15 protein-coding genes and 1 CRISPR repeat array are annotated in these 20,032 nt (G+C 68.5%); of the genes, 4 read left to right on the top strand and 11 right to left on the bottom strand.

Going from position 1 to position 20,032, the window contains the following annotated elements; genetic code table 11:
* A partial coding sequence (locus WBP48_RS18265) for a hypothetical protein (RefSeq protein WP_424442198.1) occupies positions 1-601 on the bottom strand: 601 nt, incomplete at its 3' end.
* Positions 598-1,107: a DUF6220 domain-containing protein gene (locus WBP48_RS18260; RefSeq protein ID WP_424442197.1), complete on the bottom strand. Its 510-nt coding sequence runs from the start codon at positions 1,105-1,107 to the stop codon at positions 598-600. The genes WBP48_RS18260 and WBP48_RS18265, both read right to left, overlap by 4 nt.
* 151 nt (positions 1,108-1,258) lie before the next feature.
* Between WBP48_RS18260 and WBP48_RS18255 the strand changes: the two genes are divergently transcribed.
* Entirely contained in the window at positions 1,259-3,316 is a 2,058-nt protein-coding gene (locus WBP48_RS18255; RefSeq protein ID WP_424442196.1) for a sensor histidine kinase, read from the top strand.
* The gene (locus WBP48_RS18250; RefSeq protein WP_424442194.1) at positions 3,313-4,008 is read left to right on the top strand and encodes a response regulator transcription factor; all 696 of its coding nucleotides are present in this window, start codon (positions 3,313-3,315) and stop codon (positions 4,006-4,008) included. The genes WBP48_RS18255 and WBP48_RS18250 overlap by 4 nt, the downstream gene beginning before the upstream one ends.
* A 246-nt stretch (positions 4,009-4,254) precedes the next feature.
* Here WBP48_RS18250 and purL read toward each other — a convergent pair whose 3' ends face one another.
* From purL to cas3, 9 genes are all read right to left on the bottom strand, one after another.
* Complete coding sequence (purL, locus tag WBP48_RS18245) at positions 4,255-6,591, bottom strand: phosphoribosylformylglycinamidine synthase subunit PurL (protein ID WP_424442192.1); 2,337 nt, start codon at positions 6,589-6,591, stop codon at positions 4,255-4,257.
* A 224-nt stretch (positions 6,592-6,815) separates the two neighbouring features.
* Entirely contained in the window at positions 6,816-7,196 is a 381-nt protein-coding gene (gene cas2e / locus WBP48_RS18240; protein WP_424442190.1) for a type I-E CRISPR-associated endoribonuclease Cas2e, read from the bottom strand.
* Between the two features lie 2 nt (positions 7,197-7,198).
* On the bottom strand, positions 7,199-8,146 hold the full coding sequence (cas1e, locus tag WBP48_RS18235; RefSeq protein WP_424442188.1) for a type I-E CRISPR-associated endonuclease Cas1e: 948 nt from the start codon (positions 8,144-8,146) through the stop codon (positions 7,199-7,201).
* Positions 8,147-8,148: 2 nt separating this feature from the next.
* Positions 8,149-8,820: a type I-E CRISPR-associated protein Cas6/Cse3/CasE gene (gene cas6e, locus WBP48_RS18230; protein WP_424442186.1), complete on the bottom strand. Its 672-nt coding sequence runs from the start codon at positions 8,818-8,820 to the stop codon at positions 8,149-8,151.
* A 1-nt stretch (position 8,821) separates the two neighbouring features.
* Positions 8,822-9,589 (bottom strand): type I-E CRISPR-associated protein Cas5/CasD, encoded by a 768-nt coding sequence (gene cas5e, locus WBP48_RS18225; RefSeq protein WP_424442184.1) that lies wholly within the window; start codon positions 9,587-9,589, stop codon positions 8,822-8,824.
* 1 nt (position 9,590) lies between these two features.
* Entirely contained in the window at positions 9,591-10,727 is a 1,137-nt protein-coding gene (cas7e, locus tag WBP48_RS18220; RefSeq protein ID WP_424442183.1) for a type I-E CRISPR-associated protein Cas7/Cse4/CasC, read from the bottom strand.
* Positions 10,728-10,754: 27 nt separating this feature from the next.
* On the bottom strand, positions 10,755-11,387 hold the full coding sequence (gene casB / locus WBP48_RS18215; RefSeq protein WP_424442181.1) for a type I-E CRISPR-associated protein Cse2/CasB: 633 nt from the start codon (positions 11,385-11,387) through the stop codon (positions 10,755-10,757).
* Complete coding sequence (casA, locus tag WBP48_RS18210; RefSeq protein WP_424442179.1) at positions 11,384-13,045, bottom strand: type I-E CRISPR-associated protein Cse1/CasA; 1,662 nt, start codon at positions 13,043-13,045, stop codon at positions 11,384-11,386. The genes casB and casA overlap by 4 nt, the downstream gene beginning before the upstream one ends.
* Positions 13,042-15,933 (bottom strand): CRISPR-associated helicase Cas3', encoded by a 2,892-nt coding sequence (gene cas3 / locus WBP48_RS18205; protein ID WP_424442178.1) that lies wholly within the window; start codon positions 15,931-15,933, stop codon positions 13,042-13,044. Before cas3 ends, casA begins: the two co-directional genes overlap by 4 nt.
* A gap of 351 nt (positions 15,934-16,284) precedes the next feature.
* Here cas3 and WBP48_RS18200 point away from each other — a divergent pair, with 351 nt between their 5' ends.
* Together WBP48_RS18200 and WBP48_RS18195 are read left to right on the top strand one after the other, a co-directional pair.
* Complete coding sequence (locus WBP48_RS18200) at positions 16,285-16,548, top strand: helix-turn-helix transcriptional regulator (RefSeq protein WP_424442176.1); 264 nt, start codon at positions 16,285-16,287, stop codon at positions 16,546-16,548.
* On the top strand, positions 16,541-17,833 hold the full coding sequence (locus WBP48_RS18195; protein WP_424442174.1) for a type II toxin-antitoxin system HipA family toxin: 1,293 nt from the start codon (positions 16,541-16,543) through the stop codon (positions 17,831-17,833). The genes WBP48_RS18200 and WBP48_RS18195 overlap by 8 nt, the downstream gene beginning before the upstream one ends.
* 84 nt (positions 17,834-17,917) lie before the next feature.
* Positions 17,918-20,021: direct repeats of the CRISPR family, unit length 29 nt; unit sequence GTGCTCCCCGCGTCCGCGGGGATGATCCC.
* Between the last annotated feature and the right edge of the window lie 11 nt (positions 20,022-20,032).

Raw genomic sequence — 20,032 nt, 5'->3', positions numbered from 1 at the left:
GGAGTGAGGTCGCCCAGGCGACGCCCGTCCACGCGATGGCGGCGATGACGCCCAGACCGGCGAACCCGACGATCGTCCGCCGCGGCGCGCCGAGCAGCAGCGCGCGAGAGAGGCCGACGGCGAGGAGCATCAGCACGAGCAGGGCCGCGACGGCGAGCGGGTCCATCGGGTATCCGACGACGAGGCGGCTCACGACGCATACGCCGCCCGCGCTCGCCGCGATGACGAACCACAGCGGCACGCGCACCGGGACATCGCGGGCGTCGCCGCGGACGCCGCGGAGGAATCGGACGAGCGGAGGTATCGCCACGGCCGCGGTCACCGCCGTCACCACCGCGAGTACCGGCATCCCGAGCACGACCTGATCCTGCGCGAACCACCACCCCCGCCCCCACAGCGCGAGCACGATGACGATGTGCGCGGCGGCGGCCACGATGGCGACCGCCGTCAGGATCAGAGCCCATCTCGACCTGCCGGCGCGAGCGTGGGGCGGTTCGCCCGATGCCGCCGACGGCCAGGTCATGGCGGCCGCGCCCGCCCACGCCGCTGTCGCTGCGACGGCGGCGACGAGATCGAGCAGCAGGAGGGCCGCCGTGGTCACGATCTCGACGGCGGCGCGGATGCCGCGACGTCGGCGACCTCAGCCTTGCTGGCCGTGCCCGTGCCTGTGCCTGTGCCCGTGCCGGTGTCCGTGCGGCGGGCCAGCGCCGCGGCACGCCGGACGAGCAGCGAAGACACCCAGATGATGGCGAGACCGCCGAGTGCGTGGAGGCTCACCATCAGGATCGCGGCGGCGGGAGGTCGAGCCGTCTCGGGTCCGACGTTGAAGATGACCCCTGTGATGATGAAGATCAGCGTCTGAAACAGCAGCAGACCGATGAGCGACACGCTCAGCCAGATCGTGCGCTTGCCTGCGCGGGCGACCGCGGCGAAGACCACGGTCAGGATGATCAGGATGGGCAGGACGATCCGACCGTTCATGCCGTGCCACGAGAAGCCCTCCTCGGTGTGGGAGAAGGTCCCGACCGCCGCGAGATAGAGCTGGAAGACGGTTGCGATGGTGAGAAGCACCGTCACCGCGAAGAACACGAGTCGAAGCGTACGCATGAGAGTTCCCTTCCGGTTGCCGAGAGCGTAGGCGGGCGGCGGGAGGCGACGACACCGCGCTGGCCTCAGGGCTCGTTGTGGTTTTCCGCAACCGGATCGGGCGGCGCACTCCCGGGTGGCGGATGCGGGATGGGTACATGATGGAGGTGCCATGAGCACGGGTGCCGCCCCTCGCACCTCGCGCGCCGAGGGTGCGCGAGCGGATCCGCGCGGCGTGGTCGCGTGGGTCATCGTCGGGCTCAGCGCAGCATCCTGGGTCGCGGTGCTGTTCATCGCGGACCCGCCGGATGCGTGGGTGTTCGCGCCGTGGATGCTGATGTACATCTCCCCGATCGCCGTGACGGCGATCGTGCTGCTGCGCCGCCCCAGCCATCCGCTTGCGGTGTGGCTCGCGCTCGGAGCCGTGCTTCCGGTGTTCGAGGTCATCATCTGGGTCGTTCGGCGCGGGCTCGACAGTGGGATGGCGCCATCCGCGCTGGCGCTGTGGAACGCTGCGCAGGGGTCGATCACGGTGCTCGTGGGCATTTCGGTCGCTCATGTGCTGGCCGAGTTTCCGGGGTCTCCCGACGGCGACGCGCGGCCGCGTCACGAGCGCATCACGCTGCGCGCCGTCTGGTGTGCCTTCCTCGTTCCCCTCGCGGTGCTGCTGTGCAGTCCCGTCGTCGTGTTTCCGTTCTACGTCGTCGTCGCTTCGCCGGTGCCGAATCCGTTCGTCACCGGCGTGACCCTCGATCCGCTCTTGTTGGCCGTCGCACAGGAGACGGTGTCCGCGATGGCTGTCGTGACGGGGGCCGTGCTCCTCATGCTGCGCTATCGTCGCTCACCACGACACGAACGTCGCCCGATGCGCTGGCTGCTGGTGCCCGTCGGACTGTTGCCGGTACCGCTGGTGACGCAGGCCGTCGCGTTCGAGGCGGCCAACCTGGTGGTGTCGCTGGCATGGGCGCTGCTGGGTGTGAGCTTCTCGCTCGCCATCGGCCTGGGACTCCTGCAACCGACCGGGCTGAGCGCCGATCGAGCCCTGCGCAAGACCGTCGTCTACGGATTGCTCTGGGTCGTCATCACCGTCGCCTACGCGGCAGTGGCCGCCATCGTGGGCACCGCGGCCGGCGCTCTGCTGCCGGTGGAGGCGGCCGTCGTGCTCGCGGTGCTGGTCGCCATCGCCTTCCAGCCGGTGCGCACGGTCTTGCAGCGGCTCGCCGATCGCCGGGTGTTCGGTGAGCGCCCGGACCCTGCCCAGCTCGTCGTCGGTCTCGGCAGGAGCCTGGAGGGCACCTACGATCTCGACTCGTTGCTGCCGCGCATGAGCACCGTGCTCGAGGAGGGGATGAGGTTGGAGTGGGCGCGGGTGCGGCTGACGCCGGGCGAGCCCGCGGCGACCGATGCGGCGCTCGTCGTGCCCGTCGAAGTCGACGGCGAGCGCGTCGCCGTCATCGAGTGCGGACCGCGCCGCGACGGAAAGCTCGGGCCCGCCGAGGTCGCGATCATCGAGAACTTCGCGCGACAGGCGGCGATGGCGGTGCGGAACGTGCGGCTGAGGGCTCTGCTGGTCGCGCAGACGGAACTGCTCGCCGAGTCGCGCGCTCGGCTGGTGCGTGCTCAGGAACAGGAGCGTCGCCGCATCGAGCGCAACATCCACGACGGGGTGCAGCAGGATCTGACAGCGCTGATCGGGCTGGTCGGGCAAGCCCGTCATGAGCTCCCGCCCCATGCGACGGTCGCCGACGATCTGATGGCGCTGCAGGCGGGGCTCGAGCGAGTGCTCGCCGATGTCCGTGCGCTCGCCCAGGGCATCCACCCTTCGATGCTGTCCGATCGTGGCCTGCTGGCCGCGGTCGAGGCGTTGAGCGCTCGGCATCCCGTCCCCGTGGTCGTGCGGGCGGACGCCGGCGTCCGCGAGCTGCGACCCCGCGAGGATGTCGAGGGCGCCGCGTACTTCACGATCGCCGAGGCGCTCGCCAACGCGCTCAAGCACGCTTCGGCGCAGCAGATCAGCGTCGCGCTGCGGCTGCGCGAAGAGCGTCTGCACATCAAAGTCAGCGATGACGGAGCGGGCTTCGATCCGGACGACACGAACGGCAGCGGGCTTGCGAACCTCTCGGCGCGGGTCGTCGCGGTCGGTGGTCGGCTCGTCGTGACCTCGGATCCGGGCAGCGGCACGACGCTGACGGCGATGTTCCCCCTGAGCGAGCAGGAGGTGATGGCATGACACCGCGACTGCGCGTCGTCGTCGCGGACGACCACTATCTCGTTCGCGAGGGCGTCCGTCGTGCGCTCGGCAGCAACGCGGACCTGGACGTCATCGCGGTCGTGGGAGATGCGACCGAGCTCGAGCACGCCGTCGACCGTGAACTGCCCGACGCGATCGTCACGGACATCCGTATGCCGCCGACGCATGCCACCGAGGGAATAGACGCCGCGCATCGCATTCGCGCACGTCACCCGCGCATCGGGATCGTCGTGCTCTCGCAGTACAGCGAGGCCGCCTACGCGATGGATCTGCTGCGCGATGGCACAGCGGGGATGGCGTACCTGCTGAAGGAGCGCATCGGCGAACCCAGGATGCTGGTGACCGCGGTGCGGGTCGTCGTGGCGGGCGGCTCGCAGATCGACCCGGATGTCGTCGGCGCCCTGGTGAACGCGCGCCGCACCGCGCCGCCGCTGGCCGCGCTCACCGACCGGGAGCACGAGGTGCTGGCGCTCATGGCGGAGGGGCGCACGAACGCGGGCATCGCCGACGAGCTCCACCTCTCGGAATCCTCGATCGAGAAGTACGTCTCGTCGGTGTTCACGAAGCTGGGACTCACCGACGAGCCCCGCGTGCATCGACGTGTGGCGGCCGTGCTCGCGCACCTCCACGATCGTTCCAGCGCTCGGCCGCTGGATCCGGGCGCAGGCTGACACGGTGCGGGCCCCCCGACCGCGCTGGTCGGGTTCTTTTCGGCCGGGTTCTGTTCGGCCGGAACCACTGTGGGCGACTTGCCGAGATTCGTCGTTACCCGGGCGCGGCGGCGACCAATTGCGGCAAGTCGAGCAGCTCGCCATCAGCGACTTGCCGGGATTTGTCGTTACGGCCGCGGCGAAACGACCGAAGACGGCAAGTGGATGCCGGCCCGCACGCCAGACCAGGCCGGGACAGGGCGCGGTTCAGACGGGTTCGACGACAGTCGGCCCGAACGCGGCGGGAAGCGTGCCCTGGGCGTGCGCGCGCAGCTCGGCGACCGTCAGGGTGAAGACGTCCTGGATCTCCAGCGCCGGCTCGTCGCCGTCCGCCGCGACGTCGGTGACGCCGATCCGGAGCACCGGGTAGCCGCGGCCCTCGCAGAGGCCCCGGAACTTCACGTCCTCTTCGCGGGGGACCGTAACGATGACACGGCCGGTGGACTCGCTGAAGAGGGCGGTCGCGGCATCCACCCCGTCACGTTCCATGATCTCGCGCAACCAGACCCGCGCGCCGACGCCGAAACGCATGACGCCCTCGGCGAGGGCCTGTCCGAGTCCGCCGGCCGAGAGGTCGTGCGCGCTCGAGACGAGCTCTTGGTGGGATGCCGCGTGGATGAGTTCCGCGAGCCGCTTCTCCTGGCCGAGGTCCACCGACGGCGGCCGTCCGCCGAGGTGACCGTGCACGGTGTCCGCCCATGCCGAACCGCTGAGGTCGGTCGCCGTGACGCCCAGCAGATAGATGTTCTGTCCGGCATCCTGCCACCCGCTCGGGATGCGGCGGGCGACGTCGTCGATGATGCCGAGCACGCCGACGACCGGCGTCGGGAAGATCGGGACGTCGCCGGTCTGGTTGTAGAAGCTGACGTTGCCGCCGGTGACGGGCACACCGAGTTCCAGACACGCCTCGGCGAGGCCGTCGACGGCTTGCCCGAACTGCCACATCACCTCGGGATTCTCCGGGCTGCCGAAGTTGAGGCAATCGGTGACGGCCGTCGGCACGGCGCCGGTCACTGCGACGTTTCGGTAGGCCTCGGCGAGGGCCAGCTGCGCGCCCGCGTAGGGGTCGAGCTGGCAATAGCGGCCGTTGCAGTCGGTCGCGATCGCGAAGCCGAGCCCGCTCTCCTCGTCGACGCGGATCATGCCGGCGTCGTCGGGGAAGCTCAGCGCGGTGTTGCCCATGACGTAGTAGTCGTACTGGTTCGTCACCCATGACGTGTCGGCGAGGTTCGGGCTCGACAGCAACTGCAGGAACTGCGTGCGCAGCGTGTCGGGATCGAGGTCACGGGGCAGGGCGGATGCCGAGTCGTCCCGCAACGCGTCGATCCAGGCCGGGTAGGCCACCGGCCGCTCGTACACGGGTCCGTCGACCGCGACGGTGGAGGGGTCGACGTCGACGATCTGCTCGCCGTGCCAGAAGATCTTGAGGCGCCCGTCGCCGGTGACCTCGCCGAGCACGCTCGTCTCGACATCCCACCTGGCGTTCACGGCCTCGAAGGCGGCGAGCTTGTCAGGCGCGACGATCGCCATCATGCGCTCCTGGCTCTCGCTCATGAGGATCTCTTCGGGCGTGAGCGTGGGGTCGCGCAGCAGGACGTTCTCGAGGTCGACGCGCATGCCCGATCCGCCGTTGGCGGCGAGCTCGCTCGTCGCGCACGAGATGCCCGCGGCGCCGAGGTCCTGAATCGCCTCGACGAGCTCGCCCCGGTACAGTTCGAGGCAGCACTCGATGAGCACCTTCTCGGCGAACGGGTCGCCGACCTGCACGGCGGGGCGCTTGGTGGGGCCGCCTTCGGAGAAGGTGTCGGAGGCGAGGATCGACGCTCCGCCGATGCCGTCGCCGCCGGTGCGCGCGCCGAACAGCACGACCTTGTTGCCGGCGCCGGTGGCGTTGGCGAGCTTGATGTCCTCGTGGCGCAGCACGCCGACGGCGAGGGCGTTGACGAGCGGGTTGCCCTGGTACACCGGATCGAACACGGTCTCGCCGCCGATGTTCGGCAGGCCCAGGCAGTTGCCGTAGAAGCTGATGCCGCTGACCACGCCGTGCACGACGCGGGCCGTGTCGGGGTCGTCGATCGCGCCGAAGCGAAGCTGGTCCATGACGGCGACGGGGCGCGCGCCCATCGAGATGATGTCGCGGACGATGCCGCCGACCCCGGTCGCCGCGCCTTGGAACGGCTCGACGTAGCTCGGGTGGTTGTGCGACTCGACCTTGAAGGTGACCGCCCAGCCCTCGCCGACGTCGACGACGCCGGCGTTCTGGCCGATGCCGACCATGAGGCGCTGTTTCATCTCGTCGCTGACCTTCTGGCCGAACCGACGCAGGTAGATCTTGGACGACTTGTAGGAGCAGTGCTCGCTCCACATGACGGAGTACATCGCCAGCTCGCCGCTCGTGGGGCGCCGGCCGAGGATCTCCCGGATCTGCGCGTACTCGTCCGGCTTGAGACCGAGCGTCGCGTACGGCTGGTCCTTGTCGGGGGTTGCCCGGGCGTTCTCGACGGTGTCTGCGACGGGTGTCTTGGCCTGGGGAGAGGTGCTCACGCGGCTGTGCTCCTGGGGTGTGGCTACGGATGCCGGGGGACGGGGTCAAGTCTAGTTCGCGCGCTCCGGCAGGTGCGGCGGGTGCGGCGGGGTGGGGCGGGACGCGGAACCCGCGCGCACCGTGACTTGCCGTGATTTGTCGTTTTCGGGCTCGGCATCCGACAAAACTCGGCAAGTCGGCGGCGTCGACGGGTGCGGCGGGACGCGGGGCTGCGGCCGACCGGTCAGCGCGAGCGGCGGCGTGCGGCGTTGCTCCAACCCGTGCGCGGCGGGGTACCCGAAGAGGGACGTGCCGGATCGGCATCCACGTCACCCTCCGCGTCGCGGGACCGCGGCGCGGGACGCAACATCAGCCGGATGCCGTCGACATCGACGGGTTCCCAGTGATGGCCGTGCACCAAGAAGTCGAGTCCCTGTTCGTTGCGGGCGGAGAACACCAAAATCGCGCGCCCGCTGCGCACCATCTCCACCGTGCGCTTCCACATCAACTCGCGCACCCGTTTCGAGACGCGACCGACAAAGACCCCGGCAGATATCTCGAGCATCCAGCGAGTGAGATAGCCGCGCAGTCCGGGTGGGCAGGCGGAGAGTACGAGTACGACCATTCTCAGAGCTCCTCGCCGTACGAGGCGCCGCCGGCGACGGTGCGGCGGGATCCGTCCCAGAGGTACACGACGTTTTCGTCGGGCGCGCTTCCCGCGCCGTCCTCGGGCTCGTCGGGGAGGAGAAGATGCCGGATATCGCGCACGCAGCGCTCGAGGAGCGCGCCACCATGGAAGCGGTCACGCAGGGCTCGTCGTGCCGCCGCGGCGATGTCGAGCGGATCCTCGACGGCGAGGTCGAAGGCGAGTGGGATCGTGAGCTCGGCCTTGTAGAGGTCGGCGATGTCGTAGACGAAGGAACGGACGTGCCCGGTGTGGACGAACCCGAGCCCCGGCGAGCACCCCAACGCGACGATGACCGAGTGCACGACGCCGTAGAGGCTCGTGTTCGCCGCCGACAGAGCCTGATTGACAGGGTCGCTCGCGGCAAAGTCCTCGACTTCGTAGTCGCGACGAGCCCAGGGGATGCCGGTGCGACGGGAGTGCTCTCGGTAAGCGCGGCGGATACGGGCTCCCTCACGGCCTCGCAGCTGCTGCATCGTCAGGCCGGAGGTGTCCTCACCGGGAAAGCGCATCGCGTACATCTCCCGCGCGACCCGCAACCGCGAACTCTGATTCGTCATGAGTTGCGCCTGCGCCTCGAGAAGCCGTGAACTGTGGGCGAGGGAGCGACCGTGCGCGTAGTAGCGCACACCCTCCTCACCGACCCACACGACCGTGGACCCGCTCTCGGCCATGAGCACCATCGCTTGCTGGGTCACCACCGTTCCGGGGCCGAGGAGCAGGGCGCCGAGCGCCGCCGCAGGGATGTGCATGACGCCGCGTTCATCGGTGGCCGTGATCGCGTTCGCGTCGCGATGAATGCGACACTTCTCCAGGTAGATGAAGCTCATCCGATCTTGGGCTCGGACGAGGTCGGGAAGCTCGGGAGGCCGCGCTCCAGGGACGGTCACGTTCAGCGCACCGGTGCGATCGTGAGCAGACCGCAGCCGTAGCCCTTTGCGCGTCCGATCCCGTGGGTGAGCGCATGGACGAACAGGTCGCGGTCCGTGACGCTGAGTGTTCCTTCGTAGGTGACGACGCGGAGGGTGATCTCGGTCTCGCGCCGCCGGAAGACGAGGAGCTTCCGGTCGCGCACCACGAGGTCGTGTGCGGCGGCGTCGTCGTTCGGTCCGGCGAACTCGGACACCGAGAAACCCGCCCGCTCCTGACGCTCCAGGAGCCAGTTCTCCTGTTGTGCGACAGTGACGTGGCCATACGGCTTGCCGCGGGCCCCGGACTCCGCCCGCGTGTTGCGGACCGGGTTGGCGGTGAGTCGGAAGGCGTAGCGGTGACCCGGCTCGATGCGATCCAGCAGGGGCTGGTACGACTTCGACCCCCACGTGTCCTCGCGGGTCGGCCACCCGGCTTGCTCGGCGAGATGAGTCAGATCAGGTCGGGTCGGGCTGACGATGAAGAGTTTCGCGTCGTGCTGACTCTGGTCCAACCGCCAGAGCACGCGGCCCGCTTCGGTCGGCGTCGGATCGGGGAACCCGGCGAGCACGGCGGCGTGGAGCGCGTGCGGCGACGACAGCAGGCGTCGCGCTCCTTGCCGCACCGGGTTGAACTGGAACTTCGTGAAGTACACGTCACACTTCCTCGTCGGAGAGCAGGATTTCGGGGTCGTGGTCGGTCGGAGAGCCGAGCAGGGACGATGTCGTGCGCGGTGCGGGGCGAGGGTTGCTGGCGGAGGCGGCATCCGGAGGCTCCGGATGTGCGACGTCGACGTGGTGGATGCTGACGTCACGGGTGCCGTACTGCCGCCGCCGCGGGTCGAAGCTTTCGGGCACGTCGTGCCGGGTCTCGCCCGTGGATGCGCCGGGGGCTGCATCCACGATGACCTCCAGGCGCACGCGAGTCTCCCTGATCCGGCGGCGATGGTGGGCGCGGGCGCGCCACGGCACGCCGGCCAGCGCATCTTCGAGGGATGACTCCGAAAGCTCGGTCCACAACGGGCCGGCGGGCGGGAAGGCCCGCCGGCCCAGATACAGCGGGAAGTACGGATGCCTGAGGGCCGCTTGGTAGCTCTCGAGTTCTGTCCGCTCCACTTCGACGCCGGCGATGAAGACGGCATCCGCGAGGTAGTAGCGATGTGACAGCGGGAACGGGCGCACTCCGTCGAGCGAGCGGGTGGTCTGGAAGTCCTGCTCGACGCGACCGGGCTGGTCGATCCTGACTCCGAACCGAACACCTCGGAATCGATCGAGCGGCGCGGTGCGCTCGAGGCCGAGCGCCGCCGCGATCACGCCGATGACGCCGCTCTTCGTGGGGGCCAGCTCCGTCGCGCGCGTCGCGAAGCGACTGCGTGATCCCCATGCCTGCTGCGGGCCGGCGAGTTCGATGAGGAGCGTCGGCACGTCAGTCCGCCAGGCGCTGCGCGACGTTCGCTCCGACGGCGTCGACCGCGGCATCGAGGGCTACGCGCTCCCCCACAGCATCCAGGGCGGATGTCGCGTCTGAGACGCGTACCACCCAGGAGTGCACGGGCGTCGTTGCGTAGGCCTCATCGACGTCCCGCGCGTACGTCGCGAGCCGTTCGCTCGCGACGCGCAACCGGCCCTCGTCGGTTCGGATCGCCTCTTCGAACGCGCCGACGAGGTTGACCGGCTGCGTGTCGCGCAGGCTGATCACCACGGCGTCGGGGAGCGTGCGGTTCGCGAACGTGTTCTGCTTGCCGGTCGGCAGGCTGTGCACGAAAGAGCGGACGAACGCCTCTACGGCACGGCGGGTCGCCGTATCGTCGCCGAGGTTCTCCCGGAGTCGATCGACGTCGACCGTCGCGTACCGGTAGAGCGTCGAGGAGTTGAACTCGACGGTGCCGATCATCCCGGCCCCGGCATCCTCGTCGTCGTCCGCTGCCTTGTGGTCATCCACCGCGGTGAAGTAGTCGAACTCGTTCTCCACGGGATGCACGCTGATCGCATGCGCGACCTGCGCCGCGGCGTCGACGTTCAGGTCGCTCGTGTCCGCGACCATCCTGCCGAACAGTGCCAGGTCGACGGAGTGATCGGTGTCGAGCTGCTTTCGGATGCCGGATGCCTTGAGGCTCGTGGCTGCGTCTTCGGCGCCATTCGCTTCGATCGCGAGCGCGGCCAGTCGGTCGATCTGCCGTGCGCTGAGGAACAGGAGATACCCGGACTCTTCGGGCAGCGGCTTGTCTTTGGTGGAACCGCGCGGCGCGGTCAACTTGATGCCGGCCGCCGTGAAGGCCAGCTTCGCGAGTTCCTGAGCGCGGTCGATCTCGATCTCGGCATCCCGTTCCTGGATGCGCTCGGCGAGCAGCTCGACGGCACGCTTGGTGCGCGTCCCGAGTTCGCTCTTGTCGAGCACGCCCTCGAACGCGCGCCGGGTGGCCCGCTTCCAGGCCTGGCTTGAAACGCGGGCGCGCCTGACGCCGCCGTAGACGGCCGTCTTCGGGCTACCGGTGTCGTCACGGTTGATATTCGACGGGGGAACGGTCTGCAGAATGTTGATGTCGATGATCGTGCGGGTCATGGTCGTGCTTCTCCTTCGAGGGGGGTCTCAGTCGGCGGTCGCCGCGTCGTGCGTGGTGTCGGTGTCATCGGGATCCGCCAGACGGTAGAAGTCGCGTCCCCACGACATGCGGACGCGATCCCCGCGACCCGTGCGCAGGTCGAAGAGATCGCGCGCGAACCTCCCGTAGTCGAGGGGGATGCCGTGCTGACGGAACTGCTGGATGAGCCCCCGAGCGTGGTGCACCGTCTCGTCCCAGGTCGTCGCCGTGCCGAGCGCAGTGAACCGGGTTCGCACGGAATCGCGGTCGACGCGCTTGCCGAGCAGGCGTGCGGAACGTCCGAGCGAGTACCCGGCGCGGTGCATCGAGGCGCCGCGCTGTGACTGCTGGTGCAGAGCGAAGAGGGTGATCGCGGTAAACGCCGACTGCTCTTCCGCCGTTGGTGTGGCGCCGACGCGCTCACGCTCGTCGAGCAGGCTGGGGCTGTTCTCGCCGTCGGACGCCAGTGCGAGCCCAATGAGGTCGAGGTCCTCGCCCACACGCCTGCCGAGACCGCGGCGCAAGCGCGCGAGATCGGCAACGGCACTGCTCGCGTTGCGCTGATAGGCCTGCTGGAGCTTGTACGCCTTTGTATCGACAAATCGGGCCACGCGGTCGGCCCGTTCCTGAAGTGTGGTCATGCCGCGTTCCCTTCTGGTGCATCGGCGGGCTGGGGTGCGCCGAACGCCTTGTGTAGTGCAGACGAGAAGATGCCCGCCGCGCGTGGCGTGTTGAGCAGGATGGTGCCCGAGAGGCCGCGGACCTCCCGGCCCGCCCACGCCGCCGAACCCGCGCTCGCGATCAACTCATCGCCCAGACTCCGCAGGATGTGGGATGCCGTCGCCTTCCAGGCTGTGATCGCGCGCGCCGCATCGGTGCCGTCGCGGAGGTCCGCGAGCCAACGTCGATACTCTCCGTCGAGCGCGGCGAAGGCCGCGGCATCCGCTCGGGAGCGTTCGCCTTCGCAGTCGCCGTCGCCGCCTCCTGCGGCTCTGGCGAGGTTCGACGCGAGGTTCCACAGCGCTTTCACTCCGTCGTCGGCGAGCCGGACGGCGTTGATCGCCTCGCTGGCGAGCTCGGCGTTGCGGGCCTCGAGCAATGCGACGTTCATGTCCACGCGGTCGTCGAGCACGTCGTCGACGACGGAGTTGTTGCTCCCGTAGATCACGCCGATCGCGCGGGTGCGCAGCTGATAGCCCGGCGTGATCTCGCCGAGCTCGCTCCGTTCGCCGAGATGGCGGTAGACGGCGGAGGGTCGGAACCGGTCGATACCTTTCGCGTTGTGAGAACTCTCCTGAGGTAAGAGGGCGTTGATGCCCCGCCAGAACGCTCGCCCCTGTTGATGCTCGCGCGGCATATAGGTGGTGAGCCCCAGTTTCTTGGACTGGGGCTCGCTATAGCGCCAGGCGGTCATGGCCTCGTGGTCGAACTGATTCTGTGGCGTGAGAGCATCGCCGTTGGCCACGACCACGCCCGTTACCCGGTCGCCGTCGGTCACAAGGCGGATCCGGCGCGACTGCCAGGTGTAGAGCCGCGCCGGTCCGGTGGGGAACAGGCCGGGCCGCTCGGCTGGCCCGTCGGCATCCGACTCCTCCCAGGGCGGGATGTCGGAGTGCGCATCGACGCGAAGAAGCTCACCCGGCGGCACGAGGTTCAGCAGGAGCGTCTCGCTGAGGTGAGAACCCTCCACGAGCAGGCCACCGAGGTTTCCCGACCATGCCAGCCCGATGGGGTAGCCCCTGCCGCCCTTCACACGTGGATCCCCGACGGCGCCGGACTTGATACCCGAGGGATCGAATGCCTGGGCGTTGACGAGCCAGCGGGCAGCTTCGGGAAAGGCCAGCTGCAGCGACTCGGTCCCGGAACGATTCGTGAACAGGCGATTGTTGCTCGGCAGGTCGAGGATGAGCCCCGACGTGTCCTTCACCTCGTCCTTCGCCGTCCGCAGGCAAGCCACCTGGAAGAACGGTCGCGACGCGTCGAAGAGGTCGAAGCGGTCACGGAACGCATCCAGGTATTCGTCGACGTCCGCGAGCGGCAGTCCGCTGCGCCACCAGTTCGCCCACGTCCCGTCCGGCCATGCGTCGCCGGCATCGTTCCACGGCGCCGCGCGGTAGAGAATCGCGAGGAGCAGGCGCGTGATCGCGAACGTCTGAGTCGGCAGCTCGCCGGCGAGATCTCGGATCGAGGCCGCGTCGTGGAACGCCTCCCGAATCGACACCTCGCGGTATCCGCCGTCGATGAAGCGCGCCGCTATCCAGGGATCGTCGACGAGATTGAACCGTGGGATTTCGTTCATACGGGCAGCTCGCTTTCTGGCAGCGCATCGCGCACTGCCCACGTGTACGACAGGCCGTCTTCGGGGGAGTAGGAGAGGGTGAACGGATCGAGGGACGCCCGCCCGTCGGCGTCGAGGACGAGCACCAGTTCACCGCGCAAGGCGTGGCTTCCGTGCCAGGTGAGGACGGGGTAGGACTCCTCCAGGCGGCGGATGTGTCGGTCGATGAGGCGGCCCCGGCAGACCGCGGCCGGCAGGCGGAGCGAGCACCCCAGGATCACACGTGTGAGAGCGTGGTCGGGGAGGTCGTTCTCGGGGATCTGGATGCCGCCGCCCTCCTCCAGCCAGAACGGTGTGTAGTACCCGCCATCGCCGTTCTGCTGGAGCGCGAGCACGTCGAGCGTGTCCTCTCCGTCGCGTACCGTCGCCCGTGCGCCGGCCCCGCTTTCGGGATCGCCGGCGTCGAAGCCGATCAGGCCGAGCAGGTCGCCGGTTCGTTTCATCGCGTTCAGGCGGAACTGATCGGCGGCGTGCTGCCTGGATACGGTCACGTTCTGAAAGCTAGCGGCGGCCTCGGACATCGGGTCCGCCCACTCCGCAGGGCCCAGGGGCTCTTGCCCATACACCGCTTGCACGAGCGGCGGGATGTCGTCGGGAAGTCGCAGAGCGTCGCACCCATGCAGGACGGCGAGAGTGCGGAGCAGTGGATGCCGCTCGTAGATCTTCTGGCTGGCGGGATTCGGTTCGGGAGGAGAGCAGGTCCAATCCGCCCCCGTGAGCACGAGCCGGGGCGTGTCTACGCGGCTCGGGCGCGATCGGCCCGCATGACGGTGAAGTCGGCCCGCACGCTGCAGCAGCAAGTCGACGGGCGCGACGTCGCTCACCATGATGTCGAAGTCGAGGTCGAGTGACTGTTCGACGACCTGCGTCGCGACCACGATCATCTTCTCGGGCCGGTCGCCGTTCTTCCCGAAGAGCTCGAGCAGGCGGCGGTCGCGCCGGGCGCGGTCAACGCCGAGAAACCGCGCATGCGCCAGCATCACGGCATCCTGCCCGAACTCCTCGCGCAACCGCGCCGCCGTCTCTTGCGCGCGACGCACGGTGTTGCGGATGACCACCGCCGTCCCGCCTTCCGCGAGCGCATCGCTGAGGAGGCCGGCGAGGCTGTCAAGCTCGTCATCGACGCGGTCGAGGGCGACGACTCGCGACGTGCCGGTCGAGGCGGGATGGACGAGGAGCGGCGGCGAGCCGCCACGCACCGCGACGATCGACGGATAGCCAATGTCGCCGTTCAGCGACTCGTGCGGGTCGGGCTGAGACGAGGCGGTGGATCGGGCCACCCACGCCCTTCTGGGGGCGGACGGTGCGGTCCCGCCCGTTCGTCCGCTCTCGTACGCTTTGGCGAACGCGCGTCGTTTGTCGGACGGCAGCGTCGCCGAGAGCAGGATGACCGGCACACCGTACGCCCCCAGCCAGTGAAGTGCTCGTTCGAGGTACTGGCCCATGTACGCGTCGTAGGCGTGTACTTCGTCGAGGATGACGACCTTGCCCGCGAGGGCGAGGTGACGCAGCATCACATGGCGCGTGCGCAATGCGCCGAACAGCGCCTGGTCTATCGTCCCCACGACGAGGCTCGAGAGCGGGCCGCGTTTCGGCGCGGAGAACCACTGGTGGGCGATCACGAGGTCTTCGCTGGCATCGCGCCGGCCGTCGTACGTGTCACCGATCGCGCGAAAGCGCCCGTCGCGCGCAAGACGATCGAATCCCTCGTTGAGAAGCCGGTTTCCGTGCGCAAGGAACACATTCACCGGCGTATCGAGTTCCAGACGCTGGGTCCACTCCGTGAGTCGGGCGAACATTCCGTCTGCGGTGGCCTGAGTGGGGAGTCCGATGAAGACGCCGCTGCGACCGAACCGTGACGCAAGGATCTCGGCCGCGGCAAGGGCGGCCTCGGTCTTGCCCGCGCCCATCTCGGCTTCGAGGATGAAGAGCGACGGTGTGGGAGACTCACGGGCCAGACGCATGAGTTCTGCTTGCGCGGGCCGCGGCGTTGTTGTCTCCCCGAGCGTGAAGCGGCGTCGGAAGAGCTCCGCGTCGTCGGTGGGCGGGGTGGGGGTCCACGGCGCCGGCAGATTCAGCTTGCGCCATGCGTTCTCGGCCCGTTCACGCGTCGTCTGCCAAGGCTGCTCGCCCAGTTCGGACAGCGGAAAGTAGTCCGAGCTGGCGATCCAGTCGGCGACGATGACGATGGCGCTCAGCAGGAGAAGTGTCGGCTGTGTCAGCTCGGCGGCTCTCCAACGCTGGATGTCGGTCTCGGACACGTGCGCGCTGGTTGCAGCCTCGAGCAACTCGACGCGGACATCGCGCCAGCGACCGGCCCCGACGAGCCGGTCGCGCGGACGCACCTCCGCGACCTGTGCCGCGTCGGGCGGCTTGCCGTGATGTGCGGCGAGGATGCTGGCGATGCGCCGAGCTTGGACGCGATCGAAGCCGTGCGCTTCCTCCAACCAGGCGGATGCCGCGAGGTGGCTCACGAGTTCGTGGCGCGCGGGGAGGCGATCCGGCGAGCCGTGGAGTCTGCTGTCTGCATCAAGACCCAGGAGTCGCATGTCCTCTGCGAGGCGAGGCACTTGGACCGCGAACGCGGGGCTGGCCTTGCCGACGTCGTGCACTCCTGCGAGCCACACCGCGAGTCCGCGGGCGGCGGAAGCGTCACCGACGTCGTCCACGATCAATTGGCGGACCGCGGGCGCCAGCCACTGGTCCCAGAGCCGTCCCGCAATCGCCGCGGTGTCGGCCAGATGTTGGTGCAGCGGCAGCCACTTCTCGATGGCACCCGTCACCGGATCGACGTAGCTCTTCGCCGAGACCACGCGAGCGGCAGCGCTCAGCGGTGTGTCGGTGGTCATTGGGATGCTTATCTTCGGGATCGGGTGATGAAAACACCGTAGCGCGGGAGTAGTCTGAAGGCAACACGGTGGCCCCTTAAATATCCCTAAGACTTGCGAACTTCAATCATTGAGCATGTCCACGACCACGAGAGAGGAAGTAGCCCTGCCGCGGCAGGGAACATTGGCGTCTTGCGTCGACCCCTAAGCCTCGCGAACGGATCATCCCCGCAGGGGCGGGGATCAGCATCCGTTGTCGATGCGAGTATTCCCGCTTGCGCGATTCGACGCTAGCCGAATGTAATTTATTTGTGACTTTTCCGGTAAAGTGAGAAATACTACACATTCGACCATAAGTGAGGAATACTGCACATGGAGCAGTTCGACTCTGCCGAGTCGTTCGGTGAGCTCATTCGCGAGAATCGTCGACGGCTCGGCATCACGCAGGAGGATCTTGCCCGCGCGGTCGGAAAGAGCCGCCGGTGGATCATCGAACTGGAGGCGGGGCAGGAGGGCGTGGGCCTCGGCGCTGCGCTCGCTGCGGCCCGAGCAGTGGGACTTCGCCTCAACGCGCGTTCCATCCCCGACGACGGGCGAGATCTGCTGGCGCTCGTGTTGGGTGAGAGCGATGGCTGAACCCCTCCTGGTCGTCATCAACGGCCGACTCGTCGGCCACGTGCAGCAGGATGCCGCGGGTCGTCTCACCTTCTCCTATGCCGAGGAGTGGGCCGCCGATCCCGCCGCCATCGCCTTGTCAGCATCCTTGCCACTGTCACGTCGGCGCCACGACGATCGCGCGGTTCGCAACTACCTCAATGGGCTGCTCCCCGACAACGACGACGTCAGGGAAGCGTGGGGACGCAGGTTCCAGGTGAGCGCGCGTAATCCCTATGCACTCCTGGGCTACGTCGGGCTGGACATCGCCGGTGCCGCTCAGTTCGTGCCGGAGAGCCAGTACGGGAGCCTGCAGCGCGAGGTCAAGATCGATTGGATCTCCGAGGCTGAGATCGCAGAGCACCTACGGCGGCTCAGAAGTGGGTCTACAGAGTGGAATGTGCCGCGTCACGAGGGTCGGTTCAGCCTGGCCGGGGCGCAGTCCAAATTCACCGTCGTGCGGGAGGGTGGCCGCTGGGGGATCCCGATCGGTGCGGCCGCGAGTACCCATATCGTCAAGCCAGGCATCCGGGGGCTACCGGAGAGCGACTTGGGCGAGCATCTCACGATGGATGCCGCGCGGCGGGCCGGTATGGTCGTCGCGCGCACCGAGTATCGACAGTTCGAGGATCAGGGCGCGCTCGTCGTGACGAGGTTCGATCGCGTCCAGCGTGCGAGTGGGGGGATTCTGCGTCTACATACGGAGGACTTGTGTCAGGCGCTGGGTGTCGATCCGGCACGCAAGTATCAGAATGACGGAGGCCCGGGCGTCGTCGATATCGTGCGTCTGCTGCGGCGCGCCACTCCCGCGGATACGTCTGACGTCGACGTGTGGCGGCTCATCGATGCCGTCATCGCCAATTGGTTGCTCGGTGCGACGGATGCACACGCAAAGAACTATGCGCTCGTGTCGGCACGGGGACGGGCGCGGCTTGCTCCGTTGTATGACTTGCAGAGCGCAGTGACGTATCGGGATGTGTTTGCCGCACGGTCGGCGCGGCTCGCGATGTCGATCGGCGGCGAGTACGTGATGCGCCACATCGAGGTGCGGCACTGGGAGCGCCTGGCTACCGCCGTGGGCGTCAACGCACTTGATGTACTCGAGCGGATCGACGACCTCCGTGCACGCCTGCTCGACGCTGTACGAGACGACAGCGTGGACGACAACCTGCCCGTCGCCCAACGGGCCTTCGCCGCGCGCTGGCGCGCAGACGTCTCGGCTTGGATCACGTCAACTGGTGCGGGGGGCGTCAAGAGCGCGATGTAGCAACTGCTGCGAGCGCTGCCCAGCGGCCTACGCGAAGTAATCCTGAATGGGCATCGTGCGAGAATAAAGTCCAGATCAATTGGTGTGCTCCCCGCGTCCGCGGGGATGATCCCTCGTGAACTCGTGAGAGCTCAGTCATACCCGAGTGCTCCCCGCGTCCGCGGGGATGATCCGGCGGCGGACGCTGCGTTGAAGCTCCGCAACGCGTGCTCCCCGCGTCCGCGGGGATGATCCCCGCACGTAGTACGCCTCGCTCGGCGTCCCCGGGTGCTCCCCGCGTCCGCGGGGATGATCCCGTCGTTACACGATCGGGAAAGCCGCGGAGGCGGTGCTCCCCGCGTCCGCGGGGATGATCCCGTCCACGGGCCCGAATTATTCGCCTTTCGTCAGTGCTCCCCGCGTCCGCGGGGATGATCCCGCTTCGGGTCGTACGTGACGAGACGCTGCTGCGTGCTCCCCGCGTCCGCGGGGATGATCCCAGCAACCGGTTGCCGTTGGCGAGCTCGAAGCCGTGCTCCCCGCGTCCGCGGGGATGATCCCGCTGCACCTCCCCGGTTCTAGAACTTGACGTAGTGCTCCCCGCGTCCGCGGGGATGATCCCCCGCACCGGCCGTCCTGATCGACATCGCGCGAATGCTCCCCGCGTCCGCGGGGATGATCCCGCGACGCGGCAGGCGATTCGGGACATTGCAGCGTGCTCCCCGCGTCCGCGGGGATGATCCCAACTGCCTGGCGGTGACCTGCGGGACGGGGTCGTGCTCCCCGCGTCCGCGGGGATGATCCCGGAACGTTCAGGTGTGTCGCGTCACGTGTTGAGTGCTCCCCGCGTCCGCGGGGATGATCCCGCGTCGAGCCGGTTGATACCGTCAACACCCGCGTGCTCCCCGCGTCCGCGGGGATGATCCCCCGATCCGTGTTTTCCGTATGCCTGGCGCCCCGTGCTCCCCGCGTCCGCGGGGATGATCCCGTGCGGACAGGCACGAAAACGTGGCTTGTGACGTGCTCCCCGCGTCCGCGGGGATGATCCGTCCGCATCGAGGCGGGCGTCACTCTCGCGGCGGTGCTCCCCGCGTCCGCGGGGATGATCCCGCCTGGGGGTTCACGGTCCGGCAGATCCGTGCGTGCTCCCCGCGTCCGCGGGGATGATCCCTCAAGGACTCGATCTTCGGCGGTATGGAGAAGGTGCTCCCCGCGTCCGCGGGGATGATCCCCGGGCTGATGGTGCACCGGGGTCGGATTGGCAGTGCTCCCCGCGTCCGCGGGGATGATCCGGTCACCTTGCCCGTCGTCGCCAGCGACGCACGGTGCTCCCCGCGTCCGCGGGGATGATCCGGGCAACAGCTCGACCACCGCGTTACTCGTGCAGTGCTCCCCGCGTCCGCGGGGATGATCCCAGCAGCTGGGACTCGTCAGCGGGCCGCGCCCGGTGCTCCCCGCGTCCGCGGGGATGATCCCGCTACCGAGTCATCCTCGAACGCGAACGCCGCGTGCTCCCCGCGTCCGCGGGGATGATCCGCGGTGTTGACGGTGGGGCCGACGATGTAGGTGGTGCTCCCCGCGTCCGCGGGGATGATCCCTGCTACGCGATGCCGTTTTTCCGGGCCGCGGGGTGCTCCCCGCGTCCGCGGGGATGATCCCACCGTATGCGAGCTCTGACACTTGCTCTTCAGGTGCTCCCCGCGTCCGCGGGGATGATCCCAGTGCGGCGAGCAGCATGAGCGCTGCTGTCTTGTGCTCCCCGCGTCCGCGGGGATGATCCCATCTCCCGCGGGGTGAAACCCCGAAGACCGCCGTGCTCCCCGCGTCCGCGGGGATGATCCCGACCCACTCCAACCCATACGAAACCATCGCTAGTGCTCCCCGCGTCCGCGGGGATGATCCCACAACCACATATCTCGCTGCAGATTCCGATGCGTGCTCCCCGCGTCCGCGGGGATGATCCTCCGCCACGTGCGCGCTGAGAACAACAAACTCGGTGCTCCCCGCGTCCGCGGGGATGATCCCCGCTCCGTCGGCTTCCACCCCACGGTGATCTTGTGCTCCCCGCGTCCGCGGGGATGATCCCTCGAACGTCGTGCCGACTTCGTTCATGAAGGTGGTGCTCCCCGCGTCCGCGGGGATGATCCCCAGCAACCGGACGGCACCGTGCGGATTACGAAGTGCTCCCCGCGTCCGCGGGGATGATCCCCTCGTTGCAGC

This window comes from Microbacterium sp. (assembly GCF_049661145.1).
In the GTDB taxonomy this organism is placed as follows: domain Bacteria; phylum Actinomycetota; class Actinomycetes; order Actinomycetales; family Microbacteriaceae; genus Microbacterium.
Note: the sequence above shows the minus strand (reverse complement) of the source record. Positions and strands in the feature narration are given on the sequence as shown.